The 22,075-nt window shown below is 47.5% G+C and carries 16 protein-coding genes; 11 read left to right on the forward strand and 5 right to left on the reverse strand.

What is annotated here, in order from left to right:
• Positions 1-65: 65 nt before the first annotated feature.
• The 3 genes from grpE to hrcA form a co-directional block, all read right to left on the reverse strand.
• Positions 66-593 (reverse strand): nucleotide exchange factor GrpE, encoded by a 528-nt coding sequence (grpE, locus tag QUE65_RS08785; RefSeq protein ID WP_286280718.1) that lies wholly within the window; start codon positions 591-593, stop codon positions 66-68.
• Between the two features lie 65 nt (positions 594-658).
• Positions 659-1,756: a ferrochelatase gene (gene hemH, locus QUE65_RS08790; RefSeq protein WP_286280719.1), complete on the reverse strand. Its 1,098-nt coding sequence runs from the start codon at positions 1,754-1,756 to the stop codon at positions 659-661.
• A 15-nt stretch (positions 1,757-1,771) separates the two neighbouring features.
• Positions 1,772-2,788 (reverse strand): heat-inducible transcriptional repressor HrcA, encoded by a 1,017-nt coding sequence (gene hrcA, locus QUE65_RS08795; RefSeq protein ID WP_286282505.1) that lies wholly within the window; start codon positions 2,786-2,788, stop codon positions 1,772-1,774.
• Positions 2,789-2,822: 34 nt separating this feature from the next.
• On the opposite strand from hrcA, the gene QUE65_RS08800 reads away from it, so the two are divergent.
• Both QUE65_RS08800 and recN read left to right on the forward strand, forming a co-directional pair.
• A complete protein-coding gene (locus QUE65_RS08800; protein WP_286280720.1) occupies positions 2,823-3,728 on the forward strand; it encodes an NAD kinase in 906 nt (301 codons plus the stop codon).
• 15 nt (positions 3,729-3,743) lie between these two features.
• Entirely contained in the window at positions 3,744-5,408 is a 1,665-nt protein-coding gene (gene recN, locus QUE65_RS08805) for a DNA repair protein RecN (RefSeq protein WP_286280722.1), read from the forward strand.
• Positions 5,409-5,414: 6 nt separating this feature from the next.
• Here the strand turns inward: recN and glnE are convergent, their stop codons facing one another.
• On the reverse strand, positions 5,415-8,228 hold the full coding sequence (glnE, locus tag QUE65_RS08810) for a bifunctional [glutamate--ammonia ligase]-adenylyl-L-tyrosine phosphorylase/[glutamate--ammonia-ligase] adenylyltransferase (protein ID WP_286280724.1): 2,814 nt from the start codon (positions 8,226-8,228) through the stop codon (positions 5,415-5,417).
• 57 nt (positions 8,229-8,285) lie between these two features.
• Here glnE and QUE65_RS08815 point away from each other — a divergent pair, with 57 nt between their 5' ends.
• From QUE65_RS08815 to QUE65_RS08830, 4 genes are read left to right on the forward strand one after another with little or no spacing between them, the layout of a single operon-like run.
• Positions 8,286-12,434, forward strand: a complete 4,149-nt coding sequence (locus QUE65_RS08815; protein WP_286280726.1) for a YhdP family protein — start codon at positions 8,286-8,288, stop codon at positions 12,432-12,434.
• A gap of 26 nt (positions 12,435-12,460) precedes the next feature.
• Positions 12,461-13,285: a carbon-nitrogen hydrolase family protein gene (locus QUE65_RS08820; RefSeq protein WP_286280727.1), complete on the forward strand. Its 825-nt coding sequence runs from the start codon at positions 12,461-12,463 to the stop codon at positions 13,283-13,285.
• A complete protein-coding gene (gene tldD, locus QUE65_RS08825) occupies positions 13,282-14,778 on the forward strand; it encodes a metalloprotease TldD (protein WP_215369976.1) in 1,497 nt (498 codons plus the stop codon). The genes QUE65_RS08820 and tldD overlap by 4 nt, the downstream gene beginning before the upstream one ends.
• A gap of 57 nt (positions 14,779-14,835) precedes the next feature.
• Positions 14,836-15,957, forward strand: coding sequence for a 3-deoxy-7-phosphoheptulonate synthase (locus QUE65_RS08830; protein WP_286280728.1), 1,122 nt, complete (start codon positions 14,836-14,838; stop codon positions 15,955-15,957).
• A 45-nt stretch (positions 15,958-16,002) separates the two neighbouring features.
• Here QUE65_RS08830 and QUE65_RS08835 read toward each other — a convergent pair whose 3' ends face one another.
• Positions 16,003-16,575 carry a cob(I)yrinic acid a,c-diamide adenosyltransferase gene (locus QUE65_RS08835; RefSeq protein WP_286280729.1) on the reverse strand — a complete coding sequence of 191 codons (573 nt, stop codon included), beginning with the start codon at positions 16,573-16,575 and terminating at the stop codon, positions 16,003-16,005.
• 34 nt (positions 16,576-16,609) lie between these two features.
• Between QUE65_RS08835 and QUE65_RS08840 the strand changes: the two genes are divergently transcribed.
• The 5 genes from QUE65_RS08840 to proC are packed head-to-tail and all read left to right on the forward strand — an operon-like array spanning position 16,610 to position 22,074.
• On the forward strand, positions 16,610-18,106 hold the full coding sequence (locus tag QUE65_RS08840; RefSeq protein ID WP_286280730.1) for an FAD-linked oxidase C-terminal domain-containing protein: 1,497 nt from the start codon (positions 16,610-16,612) through the stop codon (positions 18,104-18,106).
• A gap of 2 nt (positions 18,107-18,108) precedes the next feature.
• Entirely contained in the window at positions 18,109-19,242 is a 1,134-nt protein-coding gene (glcE, locus tag QUE65_RS08845) for a glycolate oxidase subunit GlcE (protein WP_286280732.1), read from the forward strand.
• 2 nt (positions 19,243-19,244) lie between these two features.
• Entirely contained in the window at positions 19,245-20,498 is a 1,254-nt protein-coding gene (gene glcF, locus QUE65_RS08850) for a glycolate oxidase subunit GlcF (protein WP_286280733.1), read from the forward strand.
• Entirely contained in the window at positions 20,495-21,229 is a 735-nt protein-coding gene (locus QUE65_RS08855) for a YggS family pyridoxal phosphate-dependent enzyme (RefSeq protein ID WP_286280735.1), read from the forward strand. Before glcF ends, QUE65_RS08855 begins: the two co-directional genes overlap by 4 nt.
• Positions 21,226-22,074, forward strand: coding sequence for a pyrroline-5-carboxylate reductase (gene proC / locus QUE65_RS08860; protein ID WP_286280736.1), 849 nt, complete (start codon positions 21,226-21,228; stop codon positions 22,072-22,074). Before QUE65_RS08855 ends, proC begins: the two co-directional genes overlap by 4 nt.
• The last annotated feature ends 1 nt before the right edge of the window (position 22,075 follow it).

A 22,075-nucleotide genomic window follows, 5' to 3' on the forward strand; every position in this document is an offset into this window, starting at 1 on the left:
TGAATAGATGGGGACAACTTGGGCAATTTCAAGGGCTCTAAGTCCTTGAAATGATTAGCCCTAGCTTATTTTGCTTGGCTAACAGTCACTAAAGCAGGTCTTAGTACTCGATCAGCAATCAAAAAGCCTCTTTGCAAGACCGAAACGACCGTATTGGCCTCTTGATCAGAGGGCACCATGGAGATTGCCTGATGCTGGTGCGGATCAAACTTAGCGCCAGGCGTGGGATTAATCTCGACCAAACGGCCTTTTTCAAAAGCAGCGACTAGTTGTTTAAGCGTAATTTCAAGACCTTCCTTGAACGCTTTTGCATCACCAGCCTCAGTGGCTAGAGCAGCATATAAGCTGTCACTTACGGGGATTAAGTGCTCGGCAAAATTTTCAATGGCAAATTTGTGAGCTTTTGCAATATCTTCAGCAGCGCGACGGCGAATGTTCTCAGCTTCCGCCTTAGCGCGCAAGAAGTTATCTTGCATCTCAGCAAGCTTGGTCTTAAGATCCGCTAATTCCTCCTCCATACTCTGGGGAGGTTGCTCGTTCACTTCGGTTGATGCAGTATCAGGAGCGTGTTGCTCAGATTTGTGATCACTCATAGTCGTTCCATCTTATTTACTGCATTTTATATGGGGTTCATGACCGCCCATTTCAAGGGGCTTGTTTACCCAGTGGTAATCGCGGCTTTAGCAGCCTGAGCCCGCTGATCACGCAAGTCTAGAACTGCAGGGGACTCAAGCTCTTTAGACCAACCATGCATATGCTCTAAGGCAATCGCATGCAATGCGGATATGAAATTAGTATCGTCATTTAAGCACGGGATATACCGATACTCTGCACCACCATGCTCATGAAAAATTTCCTGACCCTCCATGGCAATTTCCTCCAAAGTCTCTAGACAGTCTGCAGGAAAGCCTGGGCAAACAATATCAATTTGAGGACAACCCGCTTTTCCAAGCTCCTCAATCGTCAATGCGGTGTAGGGCTTTAACCACTCTGCGCGACCAAAACGGGACTGAAACGTCACTCGGTAATAGTCTGGCTCTAAGCCAAGTGCCTCGCCCAATAATCGACCTGACTTCAAGCATTCGCAATGGTAGGGGTCGCCTTGCATTAAATTACGTTTAGGCAAGCCATGAAACGACATAACGAGCTTCGCGCCCTTCGAAAAATCAGGTCGACCATGTTGAGACCAATACGCTTCAATCTGCTGTCGCAAAGACTCAATGTAAGAGGCATGATCATGATAGTGCTTCACGATTCGCAGTTCCGGTTGATTGCGCCAAGTTTGCAGAACTGCGAACACTGCATCAAAGCTCGAAGCGCTCGTGGTGGCTGAGTACTGAGGATACAAAGGTAATACTAATAGACGCTCCACATTGGCATCTTGAAAACGTTTAAGCACCTCAGGAATGGATGGCTTGCCATAGCGCATCGCTAGATCCACGATGACATTGGCGTCCTTGCTCTGAAAGCGATCCCGCAAACCCTGAGCCTGCGCTTGCGAATGAACCAAGAGGGGAGAGCCGTCTTTTAACCAAATCGAGGCATATTTTTTAGCGGATGCGCCACTACGAATTGGCAAGATGATGCCGTGCAAAATGAACCACCACACCACGCGTGGAATTTCAACGACCCGAGGATCCGACAAAAATTGCTTGAGGTAAGTTTTCACCGCCGCGCGCGTAGGCGCCTCTGGCGTACCAAGATTAATTAGTAAAACGCCAGTACGAGAGGGTCTTAAATGAGGGTTCGTTTTCAACAGTGATCCAAATGATCAAGGTGTGCTCAAAGCACCACTTAATAGCCTCGAAGTAATATCCACAATTGGAATCACGCGATCATACGCCATTCGAGTGGGCCCAATCACACCCAGTGTTCCGACAACTTGCCCATCCACACTGTAAGGAGCACTAATGACCGCTAGATCCTCATAGGGCAACAACTCGCTCTCGCCGCCAATAAAGATCTGTATGCCATCAGCATGGCTTGATACATCGAGCAATTGCATCAGCATGGATTTTTGCTCCAACATATCGAACATTTTCCGTAATTTACTTAAATTGGAACTCAACTCACCCACATCGAGTAAGTGGCGCTCTCCAGAAATCACCATATCCGGGTGATTTAAGCCCGTGTCACTCACACCATTGTCGAGGGCGAGCGCCATTAAACCGGCAATATCGCCGCGCAAATGGTCGAGCTCTGCCCGCAAGCGATTGCGAACCTCGGAAAAACTCTTTCCTGAAAAATGAGTATTAATGAAATTACTCGCCTCAGTAAGTTGTGCTGGACTGTAATCTTGATTGGTCGGCAAGATACGGTTTTGCACATCTCCCTCGGGGGTTACCAAAATTAACAAAATTTTGCCCTCTCCAAGGCGCAAAAACTCAATATGCTTGAAGATCTGCGAGCGCTTGGGGGTCATGACCACACCCGCAAAATGCGTCAAATTGGATAACAGCTGTGCCGCAGAACTAATCACCTTTTGAGGGGAGTCTGGATAGAGCGATTGCTCAACTTGCTTGGAGGCTAGCTCTTCGAGAGGCCGAATCGTCAACATCGTATCGACAAAGAGGCGGTAACCCCGTGGGGTTGGAATTCGTCCAGCTGAAGTATGGGGGCTAGTTACTAATCCGAGGTCCTCAAGATCGGCCATGACATTCCGAATCGTCGCTGCCGAAAGATCCAACCCTGAAAAGCGTGAAAGGGTCCGCGATCCCACTGGCTGGCCTTCCTCGATATATCTCTCGATTAAGGTTTTTAGCAGAACTTTTGAGCGATCATCCATGATTGGAGTAATTTTATGCCTATGGTTTAATCGTCATATGTTAAGCCCATCAAGCAAACCCTTGCAGAAGAAATTTAGGCGTGTAACCCTTGTGGGTAAGCACCAAGCGGAGGGCATTGGGCATCATCTTCAAGAATTAGCCCAAATCCTCACAAATCATGGTTGTGAGCTCAGTATTGAAGCTTCGACCGCCGGCCATTTATCCAGTCACAATTTGCAGGTACTTCAACTGCAGGATTTCCAGAAATCCACGGATTTAGCCGTTATTTTGGGGGGTGATGGCACCATGCTCGGTATCGGTCGACAAATTGCCGGATCGGGGGTGCCGCTCCTGGGTATCAATATGGGGCGTTTGGGTTACATGACTGATATCCCCTTTGAAGACGCCAAAACGGTTCTGCCACCCATGATTGATGGTCACTATGAGATCGATGATCGTTCACTGCTTGAGGCAAGCGTATGGCGTAACAATCAGGAGATTCATCGGGGCTTAGCCTTAAACGATGTGGTCGTCAATCGCTCAGGACTATCGGGAATGGTGGAATTGAAAGTTCATGTCAACGGCTCATTCATGTACAACCAGCGCTCTGATGGCCTAATCGTATCTACCCCAACCGGCTCAACCGCATACGCTCTTTCAGCAGGCGGTCCTATCTTGCACCCAAGAGTTCCAGGGATTGTGCTTGTACCAATCGCCCCCCACGCCCTCTCCAATCGACCCATCGTCTTAGCACAAGAGTCCCAGATTACGATCGAAGTTGCCGGCGGGCGAGAAGTCATTGTGAACTTTGATATGCAATCATTAACAAAGTTACAAATCGGCGATCGGGTTGAGGTGAAGCGTTCCGATAAATCCATCTGCCTCTTACACCCACTAGGGCACAGTGACTACCAGACCCTCAGAGAAAAGTTGCACTGGAACGAGTATCCTTCCACGTTTTAATCTGAGTCAATCAACATGCTTCAATCATTAGCATTGTGCGATTTTGTGATTGTGGATCACCTCGAGCTTGATTTTGGTTCGGGCTTTAGTGTTTTAACTGGTGAGACCGGTGCCGGTAAATCAATTTTGCTTGATGCTCTAGCCTTAGCTTTGGGGGAGCGTGCCGATACTAGTCAAATTCGCGAGGGCTGCCAACGCGCAGAGATTTCAGCAATTTTTCAGGTTGAGGAGCATTTGCAAGAGGAAATTGCTGCATGGTTACATGAAGCAGATTTTCCACTCGAAGATGACCATCGCATTGTGATCAAACGCAGCATGGATCATTCTGGACGTAGTAAGGCCTACATTAATGGTGGTGCTGCGTCTTTAAATCAATTGCGCGAGCTGGGTGATCGTCTTGTCGACATTCACGGGCAACACGCACACCAACTACTTCTCAAGACTGGTGCGCAACGAGAATTACTCGATCGACATGCCAATCTGCATGACCAAGCTGCAAAAGTGGCGCAAGCGTATCAGCTGATGAATGCTACTTCAAAGCAATTACAGCAAGCAGAAGCTGCAGGGGCCGATTTACAACGCGAACAAGAACGTCTTCAGTGGCAGCTCGATGAACTCAATGAAATTGCACCGCAAGCACACGAGTGGGGGGAAATCCAAACGTCGCATGCTCGACTCGCAAATGCCGCCAAAATTATTCAAGGGATTGAGCTTGCCATTGATCACTTGAGTGATGCTGAGAATTCGATTGAGTCACAACTCAATCGGGTACAGCATACGATTGATGATTTAGTCAAACATGACGCAAATTTAAGTGAGATCAATGAAAGCCTTAGTAACGCTCAAATTCAGATTGACGAAGCAATTCATGGATTAAATCGATATCGACAAAAAATGGATTTGGATCCAGATCGCCTTGCAGAGCTCGAAGCCCGAATGCAGGTTCTTCATACCACGGCCAGAAAATACAAAATCAACCCCGATCAGTTACCAGATCTCTGGATCAGCTCTCAAGAAAAATTAGCAGCATTCACTGCGGCACAAGATATCGAATCCCTTCGTCAGAAACTCAAGATTCAAGAGTCCGATTTTCTAAAACTTGCCAAGGATTTATCAACGCGTCGTCAGCAGGCAGCGATCGAGCTCGGTCAAGCTGTCAGCGACGCAATGCAGCGCCTAGCAATGTCGGGCGGTCAGCTACACGTGCTAGTTAGCCCAACTGAAGCGAGCCGCTATGGAATCGATCAAATTGAGTTTCTGATTGCTGCCCACAGCGGCAGTACTCCAAAGCCTTTGGCTAAAGTTGCCTCTGGTGGGGAATTAGCTCGTATTAGCTTAGCCATTAGCGTGATTACCAGTAAAGCGAGTTTCACCCCAACCCTCATCTTTGATGAAGTGGATTCCGGTATTGGAGGCGCGGTGGCTCAAACCGTTGGCGAGCTTTTGAAGCAACTGGGAGGGTCCCATCAAATCCTTTGCGTTACTCATCTAGCCCAAGTTGCGGCTCAAGGCGATCATCATTTCAAGGTTAGTAAACAACCGTTGGATGGTAAAACGCATTCGGATGTGAAAAGTTTGAGTCGCCAAGAGCGAATTGAAGAAATCGCTCGGATGCTTGGTGGCACAACGATTACTGATACCACGCGTCGACACGCGAGAGAATTACTAGGACAAACCTAAAGTCAATTAAATCGGTTGCGAGGGCGCACCAAATACCGTCTCCCAAAGTTTGGTCACAGACGCTTTCGCTTTAGCAAAATCAGGGTGCTCGTGAATAGATACTCGGATTTTTTCTGCTCCATCGAGACGCAATCGATGTTGTTGGGCCCGAAACATTCGGTAGGCATTACCAATTTCAATCGCATCCATCTCAGAAATCAACTGATGCTTTGCGGCAATTCCTAAAAGCGCAATATTACCCAGGTTGCCTAATAAATCAGGATACTGCCGTGCATATGCCAAAACCAAATACTGAACAATGAATTCAATATCGACCATCCCTCCAGGATCGTGTTTTAGATCAAAATCATCGGATGCATTCGGATGACCAGCGTGGACCTTATGGCGCATTTCAATAATTTCATGCTTGAGATCGGATTGATTTCGCTCATGGGCAAGAACTTCCTTACGAATCTCTTCAAATTGCGCCCCCACCCTTGGGTCGCCAGCAGCAAATCGTGCTCGAGAAATAGCTTGATGTTCCCACACCCAGGCAGCGTTATCACCCTCACGCAATTGATAACGTCGAAAGGAGTCAAGGCTGGTCACCAAAAATCCTGCGGCTCCATTAGGGCGCAGCCGAGTATCAATCTCAAATAAAGTTCCAGCAGCAGTCAAGGTAGTTAACCAATTAATCATACGCTTACCAAGAACCGAATAAATTTCTTGGGCAGCATAATCTGTTGGAGATGCGTCATACAAAAAGACTAGGTCGAGATCCGAGGCGTAGCCCAACTCTTTTCCGCCTAATTTGCCATAGGCAATTACTGCAAATGGTGGTTGATGTTCAGGATCGAGATTAAATTTCTCAGCAACCGCTGGCCAAACGCGCTCATACGTTGCCTGCAAAATCAAATCAGCTAGAGCTGATAAACGATCGCTCACTCGCTCAACAGTGAGGCCTTTCGGAGCGCCAATTCCCAAATCCGCCAAGAGAATCAGAAAAGTTTCTGTGTGATGCGTTACTCGCAGGATATCCATGGCATGATCTGGGCTCGCCCCATCTGCAAGGGCGTCATCTAAACGCAGATCAAGATTTACTTTTACTTTACGCCAGTAACTCTCAGGGTCATGAATCAGCTCAGATTGCGCATTGGCCGATAACAGATCGTCTAATAAATGAGGATGTCTGGCTAAGTATTGAGCGGCCCACTGTGAGGCATTGAGGAGCATCAATACTTTTTGTAGAGCATTAGAGTTTTCAGCCAGTATCGATAGATAGGCGCTGCGACGGCAAATCGCCTCGAGTAGATCAAAAAAGCGTAAGAGAGTTTGATCCGCATCGTCTGGATGATCAGCCTCAATATCATGCGCTGCTTTTTTTAATAACCCACGTATCGTTAAGCGACTTTTCTCTGGAAGAGATTTTGCACGCGAGCTCTCTTGCCACACGCTCCACCGTTCATTGGTCCTCGGAAAAGTAGTCGCGTTAGGTTGCCAAGTCGCATCATTTGCATCAATTTGTAAGCGGGTGCTCTCATCCAAAGCAAATGCCTTTTCAAAATAGCGCGCCACCTGATTTTGATGGTTAGCTAATGCGCCCATAAACTCATCAAGATTACCCTTTTGATTAGGTCCCGCCATGGCTTGTGCTACTTGGGTTCTCGCATCATCGTGTTCGGGTAAGTAGTGCGTCTGCTGATCTTCCCAAATTTGTATCCGATGCTCTAGTCGCCTTAAGAACACATATGCAGATTTGAGCGCTTCAATTTCTTCTGCGCTCATCAGTCCACCCTCTTGCAATCGATCTAAGACCTCAAGCGTTGGGCGAATTCGTAAGCGTGGATCTGTACCACCTCGCATTAACTGGAACATCTGCGCTAAGAATTCAATTTCACGAATTCCGCCACGACCCAATTTGATATCACGTGATCGCCCACTTCGTTGATTACTTCGCTTATCCGCCTCTCGCTGAATTTGTGCATGCAATTCACGAATCGCTGCAATCACACCATAATCTAAATGGCGACGATAAACAAATGGACGAATAATTTGCTCGAGCCCCCTCTCGCATCGAACATAATCAGGGTGCGAGATCGGGGGATAAATCATACGGCCCTTAATCCAAGCGTAACGCTCCCATTCACGCCCTTGGACGAACAGATACTCTTCGAGCATTTCTAGACTACAAACCAGTGGGCCAGAATCCCCATTGGGACGCAAGCGCATATCTACTCGAAATACAAATCCATAAGCATCATGCTCTGAGATGATTTTAATTAGGCGGCGACCCAGCTTTGTAAACCACTCGTGGTTTGAAATTGAGTTTGCTCCATGTTGGGTCTCACCCTCCTCCTCATACAAAAAGATCAAATCGATATCAGAGGATAGATTGAGTTCTCGACCACCTAATTTACCCATGCCAACAATTAAAAATGGAAGCTCATAATCCTCCGTCCGGGCCCAGGGCAAACCAAAGCGCGCTTGTAAATCAGCTCGAACATAGCGCACCGTAAGGCCAACTACTTGCTCGGCAAAATAACTTAGGGATTGAGTCACCTCCAATAAAGAGGCAATTCCATTGAGGTCTCGACAACCAATCCAAAGCATTAACTGTTGACGACTCAACCGGAGCTGACTCATGAGCGCTGCTTCATCGAGCGCTCCATTATCTAAATCCTGACTTATTGGCAAGAGCAGCTGATCAATCTGATTCGTATCGACCGGCGTATGGATGCGCTCCCCCAGCCAATCTCGCCAATCGGGATGGGCACTTAGCCAGCGATTTGCATAGACGGAGTTTTTCTCCAGAAAAGAAAGGGCATCTTCATTGGAAACCATGCCTTATCTTAATCGCTACTAGCCCAATCAATGAAGGGTATCGGATAATGGATCCCAATGACCGAAAAAAAGTATCCGCTGCGTTTTAAAGACCTCCTTACCATGCGGCCCGATGCCGCTTCGTGGGCACGTTGGTCGCGTCGACTAGCAATCTTAATTCTCGTTATAGGCGCTCTAATTGTTCTTGGACACCTGGTCATCCGATTTATTGTTTGGCCACAACTAGAAACCTCAAAACCGGCTGTTGAAAAGTTATTGTCCAAGCGTATTGGGGTTGAGGTCAAAATGAATGAGCTCAATGTGTACTGGGAAGGGATACGTCCAGTCTTTGATATCCGCGACCTAGAATTTTTCGTCGATGCGAATCGAAATCCGTCTGCCATTTCCGATAAACCCTATTTAAAAATTGCAGAGATCCGCGGAGAACTTAGTTGGTCATCGTTTTATCACCTTAAGCCCTATTTCACTAAATTACACGCCAGTAATGCAGTGATTCAAGTCACACGTGACTCACAAAAACGTTTATACGTAGCCGGTATTCTTGCTGGGGATGGTGGTGATGATTTCCATCTTGAAAATTGGTTATTCAAGCAAGGTGATTTAAAGCTTACCGATATCAACATTCTGTGGAAAGATTTTTCAAAGTCCAAAGCCGATACCGCTGATCTGCGGATCGAATCGATGCAGCTGCGAAATGGAATTCGACAACACGAACTCGATGCAGCACTCTACAGCCCATGGCATCAAGGCAAATTAAGCCTCTTCGGAAAATTTTCCCATCGCTTTGGTGGACAAGCAGGTTATTGGCGTGATTGGCTTGGCGATTTTCAATGGGAAGTCCAGCAACTCGATCTTGGGCAATTTAGTCGTGATTTTGAGATTCCATTTAAACAACTAAGTGGTGTTTTGGACTCCTCGGGATCCATTGCTCTAAATAAAGGTATCCCAGATGGCGGACAGTTCAAGCTTGCAATCGAGCACCCTGTTTTTCAACAATCAAAGAGTAATCAAGCACTTGAATTTGGTCGCCTCGAAATGGAAGCGAAGCAATTCACATCTGGGAAGTTTATTTCGTTGGGTGTTCAGCGGTTTGCATGGTTAAATAAGAATCAAAAGCGAGGAAGCGCAATGGAGTCCCTAGCGCCCATGACGTTCGGTTGGCAGGCTCCTAAGCGCGATGATGAGCTTGAAAAGTTTTCGTTCTCATCTGCAAAAATAAGCCTCGAAAACCTTAGCCTGTTTGCGATGAATTTGCCCATTCCCAATCGCATTCGTCAGATGTTAGAGCAGGCAGAGCCACGCGGTGAACTTCTCGATGTCGATATTACGTGGGCCGAGTCAAAATCCAATATTCCCTTAATCGGCGGTCTCTTAAGTGGCCAAGGCCCTAAATTCAATATCACGGGCGCTTTAAATCAGATCAGCGTTAAGGGTTACCGTGACATCATCCCCAGCATTAGTAATTTAAGCGGGAAAATTATCACCAATCAAAACCAAGGCAGTCTTAAGCTCAATTCACAAAACTTGGGATTGGTGATTACTGATTTTTTAGCTGAACCGCGCCTACAGTTCGATAGCGCAAGCGGAGGACTTACCTGGTCATTAAAAAATAAGCAATGGCAAATCGGATTTGATCAGCTCTCCGTTAGTAATCCTGATATCGCATTAATCGCCAATGGCAATTACCTGATCGGTAAAGAAAAAACGCCTGATACTTTGGATCTAAGCATTCAATTTCCGAGAGGGAAGGCGGGAACCATCTACCGCTATCTTCCTGCTGAAATGTCTAGGGATGCGCGCACCTATATTGAAAAGGCCTTTGTCACTGGCGACATTAACAATGGCAGCCTCAGAATTAAAGGGGACCCCAATTTAGCGCCTTATGATGCCTCAGGAACCGGTGAATTCTCATTAGATTTGCCAATCTCAAAAACAGTTTTTCGACCAGCCCCTCTCTTTCCTTCCACAAAAGGCAGTTGGCCTGAATTGACTGAAGTGAGCGGCTTGGTTTCCATGCAACAAGCCAAACTGATGGTGACCATCAAAGATGCTCGCTATCAAAATCTACAAGTTCAGAGTGTCAATGCAGAAATTCCGAACGTTTCGAGCGCAAAGGCCGTCCTCAATCTCAAAGGAAACATTTCGGGCCCGACCAATGAAATGATGGACTATCTTAGAACAACACCAGTCCTTCTATCTCGCCCAGAACTAGCAAAAAACCTGAAGTTATCCGGGCCCGCAAAACTCGATTTAGAACTTCTTTTACCCTTACAAAATACCGACGATCTCAAATTAAATGCTCTACTGAACTTAGACAATAACGTCGTCGTGTGGTCTGATTTTGCTCCTTTTAATCAGGTACGAGGGACTGTTCGCATTACTGAAGACTTGCCCCGCTTTGAACAGGTAAGCGCTGAATTTTTTGGTGGAACAGTCAACATGCGCTACAACACAGCGCAATCCCAAACCAAACAAGAACTGTATGACCTCAATGGAACGATTGATCTAGATCGTCTTGAGCGTCACTATACCAATCAAGTAGGCCGTCAATCTCAACAACTCTTAAAGGCATTAGATGGCAAGGCTGGATTTAAAGGCAGGCTTGCCATTACCAGTAAATCAACGGATCTCAATCTCAACCTAGATCTCAGCGGTTTAAGTACCACCCTCCCCGAACCTCTTAGCATCAAAAGGGGTAACAAACTAAATGGGGTTTTTCGATATCAATCTACTGCTAGCGAGGGAACATCGAAGGGGACTGCGCAATGGTCAGCACAAATTGGAAAAATAATTACCTTACAGGGGAAACAGGGTGCCGACGGCATTGTGGCGCATGGAATTGGAGTTGGGGCTACGGCCATCATTCCTGATCGAGGCCTTGGCCTCAATGTGCAAGCCAATGATCTCAATATCGATGCTTGGCACCGTCTTTTGTTTCCAAGCTTAGAAAGTAATCGCACTAATAAAACTCCTCCCATAGCTGGCTCTGAGAATAGTGCCGATGGCCTTCGCATCGTTACTGCACGCATCAATCAAGCGATTGCCATGAATCGCTCATGGCCCAATCTGAGTGTGAGCGCTAAATTAGGTAGCAATGCATGGCAGATCAATTTGAAGTCTCCCAACCTAGAGGGCGATGTTCAGTACCAAGAGAGAAAAAATGCCGATCTTTTAAAGGGTAAGTTGGTTCGTTTACATATTCCTCAAAAACGACCTAACCCAACGAACCTTAACGCCTCCAATAACAAGGAGGTGTCACTCAATGCAATTCCTGAGCTTGATCTGAGTATTGATGACTTTAGTTTCAATTTGTATAAGCCGGGCATGGTTGCAATCAAGACCCGTAACAGCACAAACCGAATTACGATTGAAAGCTTAAAAATCAACAATCCAAGTTCGTCATCAAGCGTTACTGGCGAATGGACGAGCGATGCCCAAGGCAATAATGAGCGCGTCATCATTGATACAACATCACAGATCAAGGATTTAGGGGCAGTAGTTACCTACTGGGGTAACCCCAAGGCAGTTGAGGGTGGCAAAGGAATAATTAGTGCCAAATTAGATTGGAGCGGCCCCCCTTATGATCCTTCCTTTGATACCCTCGCTGGTAATGTAAAGATCAATCTCGAAAATGGTCGTTTACTACAAGTGGACTCTGGTTTTGCCAAAATTATTGGCGTCTTTAGTTTGCAAAGCTTATTAAAATTTGCAACCTTCGACCTGCAAGGTAGCTTAGGTAATGTAGTTACTTCAGGAACAAGCTTCAATGCGCTGTCTGGTGATTTTGTTCTACGCAATGGTGTTGCCAGAACGCAAAACTTTACGATGCAACTCAATCAAGCACGCGTTGCCACGAGCGGTCTTGTGAATATTCCCAAACAAACCCAAGATTTACGAATTACCATCTTCCCCACAATTGATGCAACCGCTGGTGCCTTGGCACTCTTTGCTGTCAACCCAATTATTGGAGCTAGCGCTTTGATTGGTCAATATTTAATCAGCAATCAGTTAAATCGAACACTACAGACGGATTATCTGGTGCAGGGAAGCTGGGATAAGCCAGACGTGATCCCACTGGATCAAAATGGCCAGCCATTAGATCCCAAAGTGCTCGAGACCATTCGCTCGCGGAATCTGCTGCGCGAGCAAAAGATGCCCCCAACCCCAACAAAACCTGTCCCAAGCACTCCAGCACCTGCCAATTAGTCGCTAAAGCTTTAGTATTAGCTGGTATGGCAAAAAAATTAACAGTCGCTGCAATTCAAATGATTTCATCTGCTAATTTGGCAGACAATCTCCGTGCGGCTGAACGACTGATCAAAAATGCGTCTGACCAAGGTGCGGCGGTCGTTGCTCTTCCTGAATATTTTTGCTTAATGGGTCTTGCTGATACCGATAAAGTAAAAGTGCGGGAGTCATTTGGTGATGGTCCCATTCAAGATGCGCTGCAAAACTTTGCTCAAAAGTATCAGATCTTCTTAATTGCTGGAACCATACCGCTGGCGGCAAGCGACCCTCTAAAAGTTCTTAATGCAAGCTTGGTATTTAATCCAGAAGGTCAATACATCGCACGTTATGACAAGATTCATTTATTTGGTTTTCAGACTTCGCATGAACGCTATCAAGAATCTGAAACGATTGAAGCGGGTAGCCAACCTACAACAGTTCGCATTTTGCATGAGGGTAATGAGTGGGTATTTGGCCTAAGTATTTGCTACGATCTCCGATTTCCAGAGCTATATCGTCAGCAGGCCGAGGTTGACTGTCAGATAATTCCAGCTGCATTTACCCATACGACGGGTAAAGACCATTGGGAGATTTTGCTACGGGCTCGGGCAATTGAAAACCAATGCTACTTTTTAGCATCTGCTCAAGGGGGTCTTCACCAAAATCAACGTCGCACTTGGGGTCAATCCATGTTGGTCGATCCCTGGGGCAACATTGTTTCTGAACTTCCAACCGGGGAAGGATATGTGCTTGGCGAACTAGACTCGGCCGTACTCGAGGAAGTGCGCTCTAAGCTACCCGCCCTAAAACATCGTAAGCTTATCCGATGAACGCCATAAACTCACTCGCTATTCCACATATTGCAACATCAGCAAACCCTCAAGAGGCCCTCGATATTGCCTATTCTTTTTTGCTTAAGCCCAATGACTTGAGCACCTCTGACCTTGATCAACTTTTTGGGGTCATGCATGCGCATCGCTTAGATGATGCCGATTTGTATTTTCAACACACTCGGAGTGAGCAGTGGAGTTTAGAAGAAGGGATTGTTAAATCCGGTAGTTTTAATATTGATCAAGGTGTTGGTATTCGTGCGATCTCGGGCGACAAAACGGCATTTGCCTACTCGGATGTGATTAGTTCTGAGGCTCTACTAAAAGCTGCGCATGCCACACGCGTCATTGGCCCAAAAGGTGGCAAAGTCAAAGTCCGCACTCCTCTTTTGGCATCAGCGCATGGTATTCCATCGCTATACAGTGCCCTCAACCCCTTGGACTCTTTAACGCCTCCAGAAAAGATTGCACTGCTTGAGGGAATTGAACGGCGCGCCAAAGCGCGTGACCCACGCATCATCCAAGTCATGGCCAGTCTTGCTGGTGAATTTGATGTGGTCATGGTGGCTCGCTCCAATGGTTTATTGGCTGCCGATATTCGACCTCTTGTGCGAGTATCAATCCATGTCATTGCTGAGCAAAATGGTCGCCGAGAGTCAGGCTCTGCCGGCGGTGGGGCACGGTCTGACTACGGTTTCTTTGATCGCCACCGAATCGATCTTTGGGTTGACGAAGCAGTCGATCAAGCACTTCTTAATCTTGATTCCCGACCAGCGCCTGCTGGACCGATGACCGTTGTAATGGGACCGGGTTGGCCTGGTGTGCTGCTTCATGAGGCCATTGGCCACGGTCTTGAGGGAGACTTTAATCGCAAGGGGTCTTCGGCATTTTCTGGACGCATTGGTCAACGTGTGGCTGCCAAGGGTGTCACCGTGGTTGATGATGGGACACTCAGTGGACGACGCGGCTCACTCAATATGGATGATGAGGGCACACCCACGCAGTGCACTACTTTGATTGAAGATGGTGTTTTAAAAGGCTACATTCAAGATAGCCTCAATGCACGCTTAATGAAAATGCCGCTGACGGGCAATGGGCGACGTGAGAGCTTTGCCTCTCTTCCCCTGCCCCGCATGACCAATACCTACATGCTATCGGGTCACTATGATCCACAAGAAATTGTGGCAAGCATCGATCGAGGTCTTTATGCAGTTAACTTCGGTGGTGGGCAAGTCGACATCACAAGTGGCAAATTTGTATTTTCTGCTTCAGTGGCGTATTGGGTAGAAAAAGGCAAGATCCAATATCCCGTCAAAGGGGCAACGATTATTGGTAACGGCCCCGAATCCCTCAAACAAGTGAGCATGATCGGTAATGACCTTCGTCTGGATAGTGGAGTGGGCGTGTGCGGGAAAGAAGGACAAAGTGTCCCTGTTGGCGTAGGCCAGCCAACCTTGCGCATTGATGAAATGACCGTTGGGGGCACGGCCTAATTTGCGTTTGCTTGCATTGGCTCGCACTCACTTCTATCAGGCTTTAGAATGGAGGGTATGAGTACAAAATCCCATAACCCCCAAGAAAACTGGTACGCGAGTCTCGATAAAACCTCTGCGACCGATGATCAACGTGTTGGCAATATCACCGTTTTGCCGCCCCCTGAGCACTTGATTCGGTTTTTTCCCATTGTTGGGACGCCAACGGAAAAGTTAATTGGACGAAGCCGAGAAAAGATTCGTAATCTAATTCATGGCAAAGATGATCGTCTTTTAGTCATCATTGGCCCCTGCTCGATCCATGATCCTGCTGCAGCACTGGAGTACTGCCAACGGCTTATGAAGGAGCGTACTCGTCTAGCCGATGATCTTGAAATCGTCATGCGCGTCTATTTTGAGAAACCCCGCACTACGGTTGGCTGGAAGGGACTGATCAATGACCCTTATCTTGATGAAAGTTTTAAAATTGAAGAGGGTCTACGAATTGCGCGCCAAGTACTCATGGAGATTAATCGCCAGGGCATGCCAGCCGGCAGTGAATTTCTCGATGTAATCTCACCCCAATACATTGCCGATCTGATTTCGTGGGGTGCAATCGGCGCAAGAACCACAGAGAGTCAAGTTCACCGCGAACTCAGTTCTGGATTGTCAGCGCCAATCGGATTTAAAAATGGTACCGATGGTAATATCAAAATCGCAACGGATGCAATCCAAGCGGCTCATCGGCCACATCATTTTTTATCGGTTCATAAAAATGGTCAGGTTGCAATCGTTGAAACCAAGGGTAATAAAGACTGCCACGTGATTCTGCGCGGCGGCAAGGAACCTAATTATGAAGCAAAGTATGTTGAAGCAGCGTGCGCAGAACTAGAAGCAGCGAAGTTACCTGCCTCTTTGATGGTTGATCTATCGCATGCCAATTCGAGTAAACAGCATCAACGCCAAATTGATGTTGCAAATAACGTGGCCGAACAAATTGAGCACGGGTCCCGCAAGATTTTCGGTGTCATGATTGAAAGTCATTTAAACGCTGGCGCTCAAAAGTTCACACCCGGCAAGGATGATCCTAAGCAATTGGAATATGGCAAGAGTATTACTGATGCATGCATCAATTGGGATGATTCTGTGAAAGTACTCGAGCGTCTTGCACAGGCAGTTCGTCAGCGGCGACGTTCCTAGTCACCGTATTTAATAATAAGCGCGGCTCAAGGCCGCGTTTTTTATTTAACTATCTTGTGGTTTATTTTGATTCTTCCAAAGCACATCTTGACCACCAGCAGCCTGATTTAAAACCCGAGCAATCACAAATAGAAGATCAGATAAACGATTAACGTATTGACGAGGGGAGTCGGCTATTGGATCGACCCAACCCAATTTAACAATCGAGCGCTCAGCGCGTCGACAGACCGTTCGACAGACATGTGCCTGAGCTGCTGCACGGGTCCCTCCTGGCAAGATAAATTCTTTTAACGGAGGAAGGTTAGCGTTGTAATGCGCCAACCATGTATCCAGTTGCTCAACTTGCTCAATTTTTAATAGGGTGTAATTTGGAATGCATAGCTCCCCACCCAAATCAAATAAATCATGTTGGACTCGCAACAGCAATGCCTGAAGATCAGAAGCAATGGATGGAGGGAGCTCTTCGGTCATCAAAACCCCTATTTGTGAGTTCAGCTCATCCACATCGCCCATGGCGCAGATGCGCAAATGATCCTTTTCTACGCGGCTGCCATCCCCAAGGCCAGTCATGCCGGCATCACCGGTTCGGGTTGCAATTTTTGATAGTCGATTTCCCATGAACAGATTATAGGTAAATGGCTAAAATAGGCGAATGAATGCACCCTCTACCTCTGCGGAAATCCAATCTTTACAGGCTAAACAGGCTATTTTGGTCAATGCATTGCGGCCATTTCTAACGGACGATGCTTTACTTTGGCAGCCGGAAGACACGATTCCCTATGAGTGCGATGGCTTAGCTGCTTATCGCAAAATGCCCCTCGCCGTTGCGCTTCCTGAGAACGAAGGGCAAGTGGTCAACATTTTGAAAGCCTGCAAAGATCTGGGAATACCTGTTGTACCGCGTGGCTCGGGTACCGGTCTCTCGGGTGGCGCAATGCCAATTGAGCAAGGCTTGGTCTTATCGTTAGCAAAGTTTAAAAAGATTTTGCATATTGACCCTTTTACGCGCACGGCAGTTGTCCAACCCGGAGTCCGAAACCTTGCCATCTCGGAGGCAGTGGCAAAGCATGGCTTGTACTATGCACCTGATCCATCGTCACAAATTGCATGCTCGATTGGCGGAAATGTCAATGAGAACTCAGGTGGCGTGCACTGCCTGAAGTATGGCTTGACCCTGCACAATGTATTGCGCGTTCGCGCCGTCCTCATGAGTGGTGATGTTGTGGAATTTGGCAGCATGGCACCTGATTCACCAGGATTGGATTTACTCGCCGTATTGATTGGTAGCGAGGGAATGCTTGGCATCGTCACTGAGATCACCGTGAAACTTGTTCCCAAGCCAAAATTAGCGCGAGTCATTATGGCGAGCTTTGATGATATTGAAAAAGGTGGCAACGCAGTGGCCGCTATCATTGCTGCTGGAATTATTCCGGCTGGCTTAGAGATGATGGATAAACCAACTACGCGTGCCGTGGAAGAATTTGTGCACGCTGGTTACGATCTCAACGCAGAAGCAATCCTACTTTGCGAATCGGATGGCACGCCCGAAGAGGTCGAAGAAGAAATCGCACGCATGAATGCCGTGCTAGAAAAGCAGGGTGCAAGTCGTATTCAAGTATCCGAGAGCGAAGCGGAGCGTTTACGTTTTTGGAGTGGTCGCAAGAATGCCTTCCCAGCCGCAGGACGAATTGCAGCAGACTATTACTGCATGGATGGAACTATTCCAAGGCGCCATATTGCAACGCTTCTAAAACGCATTAAGGGCATGGAGGCTAAGTATGGTCTTGGTTGCCTCAATGTCTTTCATGCGGGCGATGGCAATATGCATCCTCTGATTTTATTTAATGGCGCCGACCCAGATGAGTGGCACCGTGCTGAAGAATTTGGTACTGAAATTCTGGAGGCCTGTGTTGAACTCGGAGGCACCATCACTGGGGAGCATGGGGTAGGCATTGAGAAGATTAATTCCATGTGTGTGCAATTTGGGGAGCAAGAGCGTGAGCGTTTTTGGGGTGTTAAAGCAGCATTTGATCCAGATCGTCTTTTAAATCCTGATAAAGCGATCCCAACCCTCAATCGTTGTGCGGAGTACGGACGGATGCGCGTAAGCGGTGGCGTATTGCCACATCCCGAGCTGGAGCGCTTCTAAGCATGAATGAAACGGTACTCTCACGGTTTCGTGAGCAAATTATTGAGGCTGGTAAACAGAATCAAACCCTATCCATACAAGGCGGCAATACAAAATCCTGGTACGGCAACCCAAGCCAAGCTTCAATAATGAATACAGTGCCATATCAAGGAATTCTGGACTACCAACCTGAAGAGCTAGTAATCACGGCATGCGCTGGCACACCCATTGCCGAGATCGAGTCAACGTTAGCAAAAAATAATCAGATCCTGCCATTTGAACCCCCTCACTTTGGTGATCATGCGACCTTCGGAGGCGTCATTGCTGCGGGTCTCGCAGGCCCCGCTCGCATTAGTGTTGGTAATTTACGAGACTTTGTTTTGGGAACCCGACTCATGGATGGTCGCGGTGAAGATCTCTCTTTTGGTGGCAAGGTCATGAAAAATGTCGCCGGTTATGATGTATCACGCCTTCTACCTGGCTCACTAGGAACGCTTGCCCTACTTTTGGAGGCCTCCGTAAAAGTGCTTCCAAAACCTGCTGCAACTGCGAGTCTTCGCTGCATGATGAGTGCTGCCAATGCATTAAAGATCCTAAATGAATGGGCTGGGCAACCATTACCGCTCAATGCCAGCGCTTGGATTGGCGATGCACGTGGTGAAGGTGAGCTAACCATTCGGTTGGCAGGGGCGAAGGCGGCGGTCATATCGGCCAGTCAAATGATGCAAGATCGAATCGGCGCTACCGCACTTGATGACTCAGAGGCTGATCTATTTTGGCGCAATCTTCGGGAGCAGCAGCTTTCTTGGTTTAACCAAATGCCAAATCACCATGCCCTTTGGCGACTCTCCTTGCCAGCCAACTGCCCAGCACTGGAGTTGCCCAAGGACTGCTCACCAAGAATCATTATGGAATGGCACGGACAAGAGCGCTGGATACAAGGTCCTGCCAATGAATCGACAGTAAAGGTATTGGAAAATCTGGCGTTGGAGCATGGCGGTCATGTGACATGCTTTCGATTAATGAGCACAGTAGCAATTGAACGGTTTACACGTTTAGAGTCAAACCCTCTCACTGCAGGTTTAGAAATGGTTCAAAAACGGTTGCGGCACTCCTTTGATCCCTTTGGAGTATTTACCACTGGGCGCTTACCTTAAGTATGGAAACAAAATTAGCCCCTGAGTTCATCAATACCGCGGACGGTATTGAAGTAAAACGTATTTTGGGCAAATGCGTGCACTGCGGTTTTTGTACAGCAACCTGTCCAACCTATCAATTATTAGGCGATGAGCTAGATGGGCCTCGTGGTCGCATTTATCTAATCAAGCAAATGGCTGAGGGTCAGGCGCCCACTGAAAAAACCAGAACCCATTTAGATCGTTGTTTAACGTGTCGAAATTGCGAAAGTACATGTCCGAGCGGTGTGGAATATGGCAAGTTAGTGGATATCGGCCGTAAATGGGCTGAAGAGAAGACGGCACCACGCCCCATTGGACAAAAATTGATACGCTGGCTGTTAAAGGAGGGGTTAACGAACAAACCTTTATTTGATTTAGCGATGCAGATAGGTCGCTTTATGCGGCCTTTAATGCCAGCCTCCATCGCTCGCAAAGTACCACAGGGCTTACCTGCCGGTCACAGACCGACTAAAGAACATTCCCGCAAAATGGTGTTGCTTGATGGGTGTGTGCAACCTGGCATGTTGCCAAACATCAACCATGCCACAGTCCGTGTATTCGATGCACTTGGCATTCAATTAATCAGTTCTACCAAAGCGGGCTGTTGTGGCGCACTCCGGTATCACCTCAATGACCAAGCTGGTGGCTTAGAGGATGCAAAGCGCAATATCGATGCTTGGTGGCCATTGATTGAGAATGGTAAGGATTCAGCCGAAGCGATTGTGATGAATGCATCGGGCTGCGGGGTCATGGTCAAAGACTACGGTCATTTGTTAGCAGATGACCCTGCCTATGCAAAGAAAGCAGAGCGCATCTCACAACTATGCAGAGATGTTTCGGAGCTCCTTCCTGAGTTTAAAGATGCATTAATAAACCAAATTGGCACGCATCCAAAGCCTGGTGTGGTTTACCACCCACCGTGTACGTTGCAACATGGTCAACAAATCCGTGGAAAAGTTGAAGGCCTTCTCGAAGGCTTAGGAATTTCAGTAAATTTGTGTGCGGACAGTCACCTATGCTGTGGCTCAGCTGGTACCTACTCAATTTTGCAAGCTGATCTTTCTGAGCAATTGCGATCGCAAAAACTACAAAATCTTGAGGCGGCTTGCACTCAATCAGGTGCGACGACGATTGTCTCTAGCAACATTGGTTGCATTAGTCATTTGCATCAAGATCATCTTCCCGTGCGCCATTGGATTGAAATCATTGATCAACTACTGTCAAAAAATCCATGAGCCGAATTACTGATCGCTTAATGGCTGTTCGGCATCGCATCGATGCAGCGGCTGAACACTTTGGTCGTGACCCGGAATTGCTTGAGTTAATTGCAGTTAGCAAAACCTTCCCGACTACTGCGATTGAGGAAGCTATGCATGCTGGTCAAAAAGCCTTTGGTGAAAATTATGTACAAGAGGCGGTTGAGAAGATTAAGCGACTTGATCAATTGCGCCCATGGCTTGAGTGGCATTTCATTGGTCCGGTACAAAGCAATAAAACGTCTGAGATTGCCGAACACTTTGATTGGATCCATACCATTGATCGCGAGAAAATTGCGCAACGCCTCTCAGATCAACGGCAAGCCCATAGTCGTCTGGGCCCTCTTCAAGCATGCGTTCAAGTCAATATCAGTCAAGAAGAAAGTAAATCGGGTGTGATGCCAAATGAAACCTTACAACTTTGCAAGGTTGTGGCCTCCCTTCCGGGTTTGGTGTTGCGTGGACTAATGGCTATCCCAGCTCCTAGCACGAATGAGACGGAGCAACGCGAGGCCTTTGCGGCCCTACGGCACCTATTTGAGGATATCCGAGTGCAAACCCAAAAAGTGCCTGGTTTTGAAGACTTTGATACCTTGTCCATGGGAATGTCGGATGATCTTGAGGCAGCAATTGCTGAGGGTGCAACGATGGTGCGCGTTGGTAGTGCAATATTTGGAGAGCGCAAACTAAGCGCTAAGATAGAGTCATGACAAATACCCAGCCGATGAGTACCGTATTTATTGGTGGTGGCAATATGGCAAGGGCCATCATTGGCGGCCTGTTGCAGCAAGGTGCCGACCCAAAGTCTATCGATGTCATTGAACCGCAAAGTCAAACTGCCAAACGGCTTGAGCACGATTTTTCGATTTCAACCTATGCTGGGATAGGCGACGCTCAGCAAATCATCAAATCAGCACACATCATCGTCTTAGCCATCAAGCCTCAAGACTTTAAGACTGTAGCCACTGAACTCGCTAAGCACTTAGAACACATCGCGCATGGTCCTGTGATTCTGAGCATAGCGGCTGGTATCCAAATTACCGATATGTCACGCTGGCTTGAATACTCCGCATGCATACGCGCCATGCCCAATACCCCTGCCCTGATTAATCAAGGAATCACCGGTTTATTTGCGCCTGCTAGCGTCAATGAGCAACAACGGCACTGCGCCCAAACCATTTGCTCTGCCGTTGGTAAAGTCATCTGGGTGCCCAATGAATCTTTGATGGATGCCGTGACCGCTTTATCAGGTAGCGGCCCAGCGTATGTATTTGCTTTCTTGGAAGCCCTTCAAGCAGGCGGAGAAAAAATGGGGCTTGCGCCAGAAATTGCTCGTGATTTGGCTTATCAAACTCTAACGGGTGCTACCGCTCTTGCTCTCCAATCTTCAGAATCCCCCATGAGCCTTCGGCAAAAAGTGACTTCCAAAGGCGGAACCACTGCTGCTGCACTTGAGGTGCTTGATCAGCAGCAGTGGGCAACTATTTTGCAAGAGGCCCTTCTTGCTGCACAAAAACGTGGAGCAGCTATGGCGAAAGAATTTGGTCAATCCTAGT

This window comes from Polynucleobacter sp. HIN8 (assembly GCF_030297615.1).
In the GTDB taxonomy this organism is placed as follows: domain Bacteria; phylum Pseudomonadota; class Gammaproteobacteria; order Burkholderiales; family Burkholderiaceae; genus Polynucleobacter.

Bases quoted from the DNA above. Each gene is read 5' to 3' on its own strand.
- grpE (WP_286280718.1), bottom strand. From the start codon at position 593: ATGAGTGATCACAAATCTGAGCAACACGCTCCTGATACTGCATCAACC.
- QUE65_RS08800 (WP_286280720.1), top strand. From the start codon at position 2,823: ATGTTAAGCCCATCAAGCAAACCCTTGCAGAAGAAATTTAGGCGTGTA.
- recN (WP_286280722.1), top strand. From the start codon at position 3,744: ATGCTTCAATCATTAGCATTGTGCGATTTTGTGATTGTGGATCACCTC.
- glnE (WP_286280724.1), bottom strand. From the start codon at position 8,228: ATGGTTTCCAATGAAGATGCCCTTTCTTTTCTGGAGAAAAACTCCGTC.
- QUE65_RS08815 (WP_286280726.1), top strand. From the start codon at position 8,286: ATGACCGAAAAAAAGTATCCGCTGCGTTTTAAAGACCTCCTTACCATG.
- QUE65_RS08820 (WP_286280727.1), top strand. From the start codon at position 12,461: ATGGCAAAAAAATTAACAGTCGCTGCAATTCAAATGATTTCATCTGCT.
- tldD (WP_215369976.1), top strand. From the start codon at position 13,282: ATGAACGCCATAAACTCACTCGCTATTCCACATATTGCAACATCAGCA.
- QUE65_RS08830 (WP_286280728.1), top strand. From the start codon at position 14,836: ATGAGTACAAAATCCCATAACCCCCAAGAAAACTGGTACGCGAGTCTC.
- QUE65_RS08835 (WP_286280729.1), bottom strand. From the start codon at position 16,575: ATGGGAAATCGACTATCAAAAATTGCAACCCGAACCGGTGATGCCGGC.
- QUE65_RS08840 (WP_286280730.1), top strand. From the start codon at position 16,610: ATGAATGCACCCTCTACCTCTGCGGAAATCCAATCTTTACAGGCTAAA.
- glcE (WP_286280732.1), top strand. From the start codon at position 18,109: ATGAATGAAACGGTACTCTCACGGTTTCGTGAGCAAATTATTGAGGCT.
- glcF (WP_286280733.1), top strand. From the start codon at position 19,245: ATGGAAACAAAATTAGCCCCTGAGTTCATCAATACCGCGGACGGTATT.
- QUE65_RS08855 (WP_286280735.1), top strand. From the start codon at position 20,495: ATGAGCCGAATTACTGATCGCTTAATGGCTGTTCGGCATCGCATCGAT.
- proC (WP_286280736.1), top strand. From the start codon at position 21,226: ATGACAAATACCCAGCCGATGAGTACCGTATTTATTGGTGGTGGCAAT.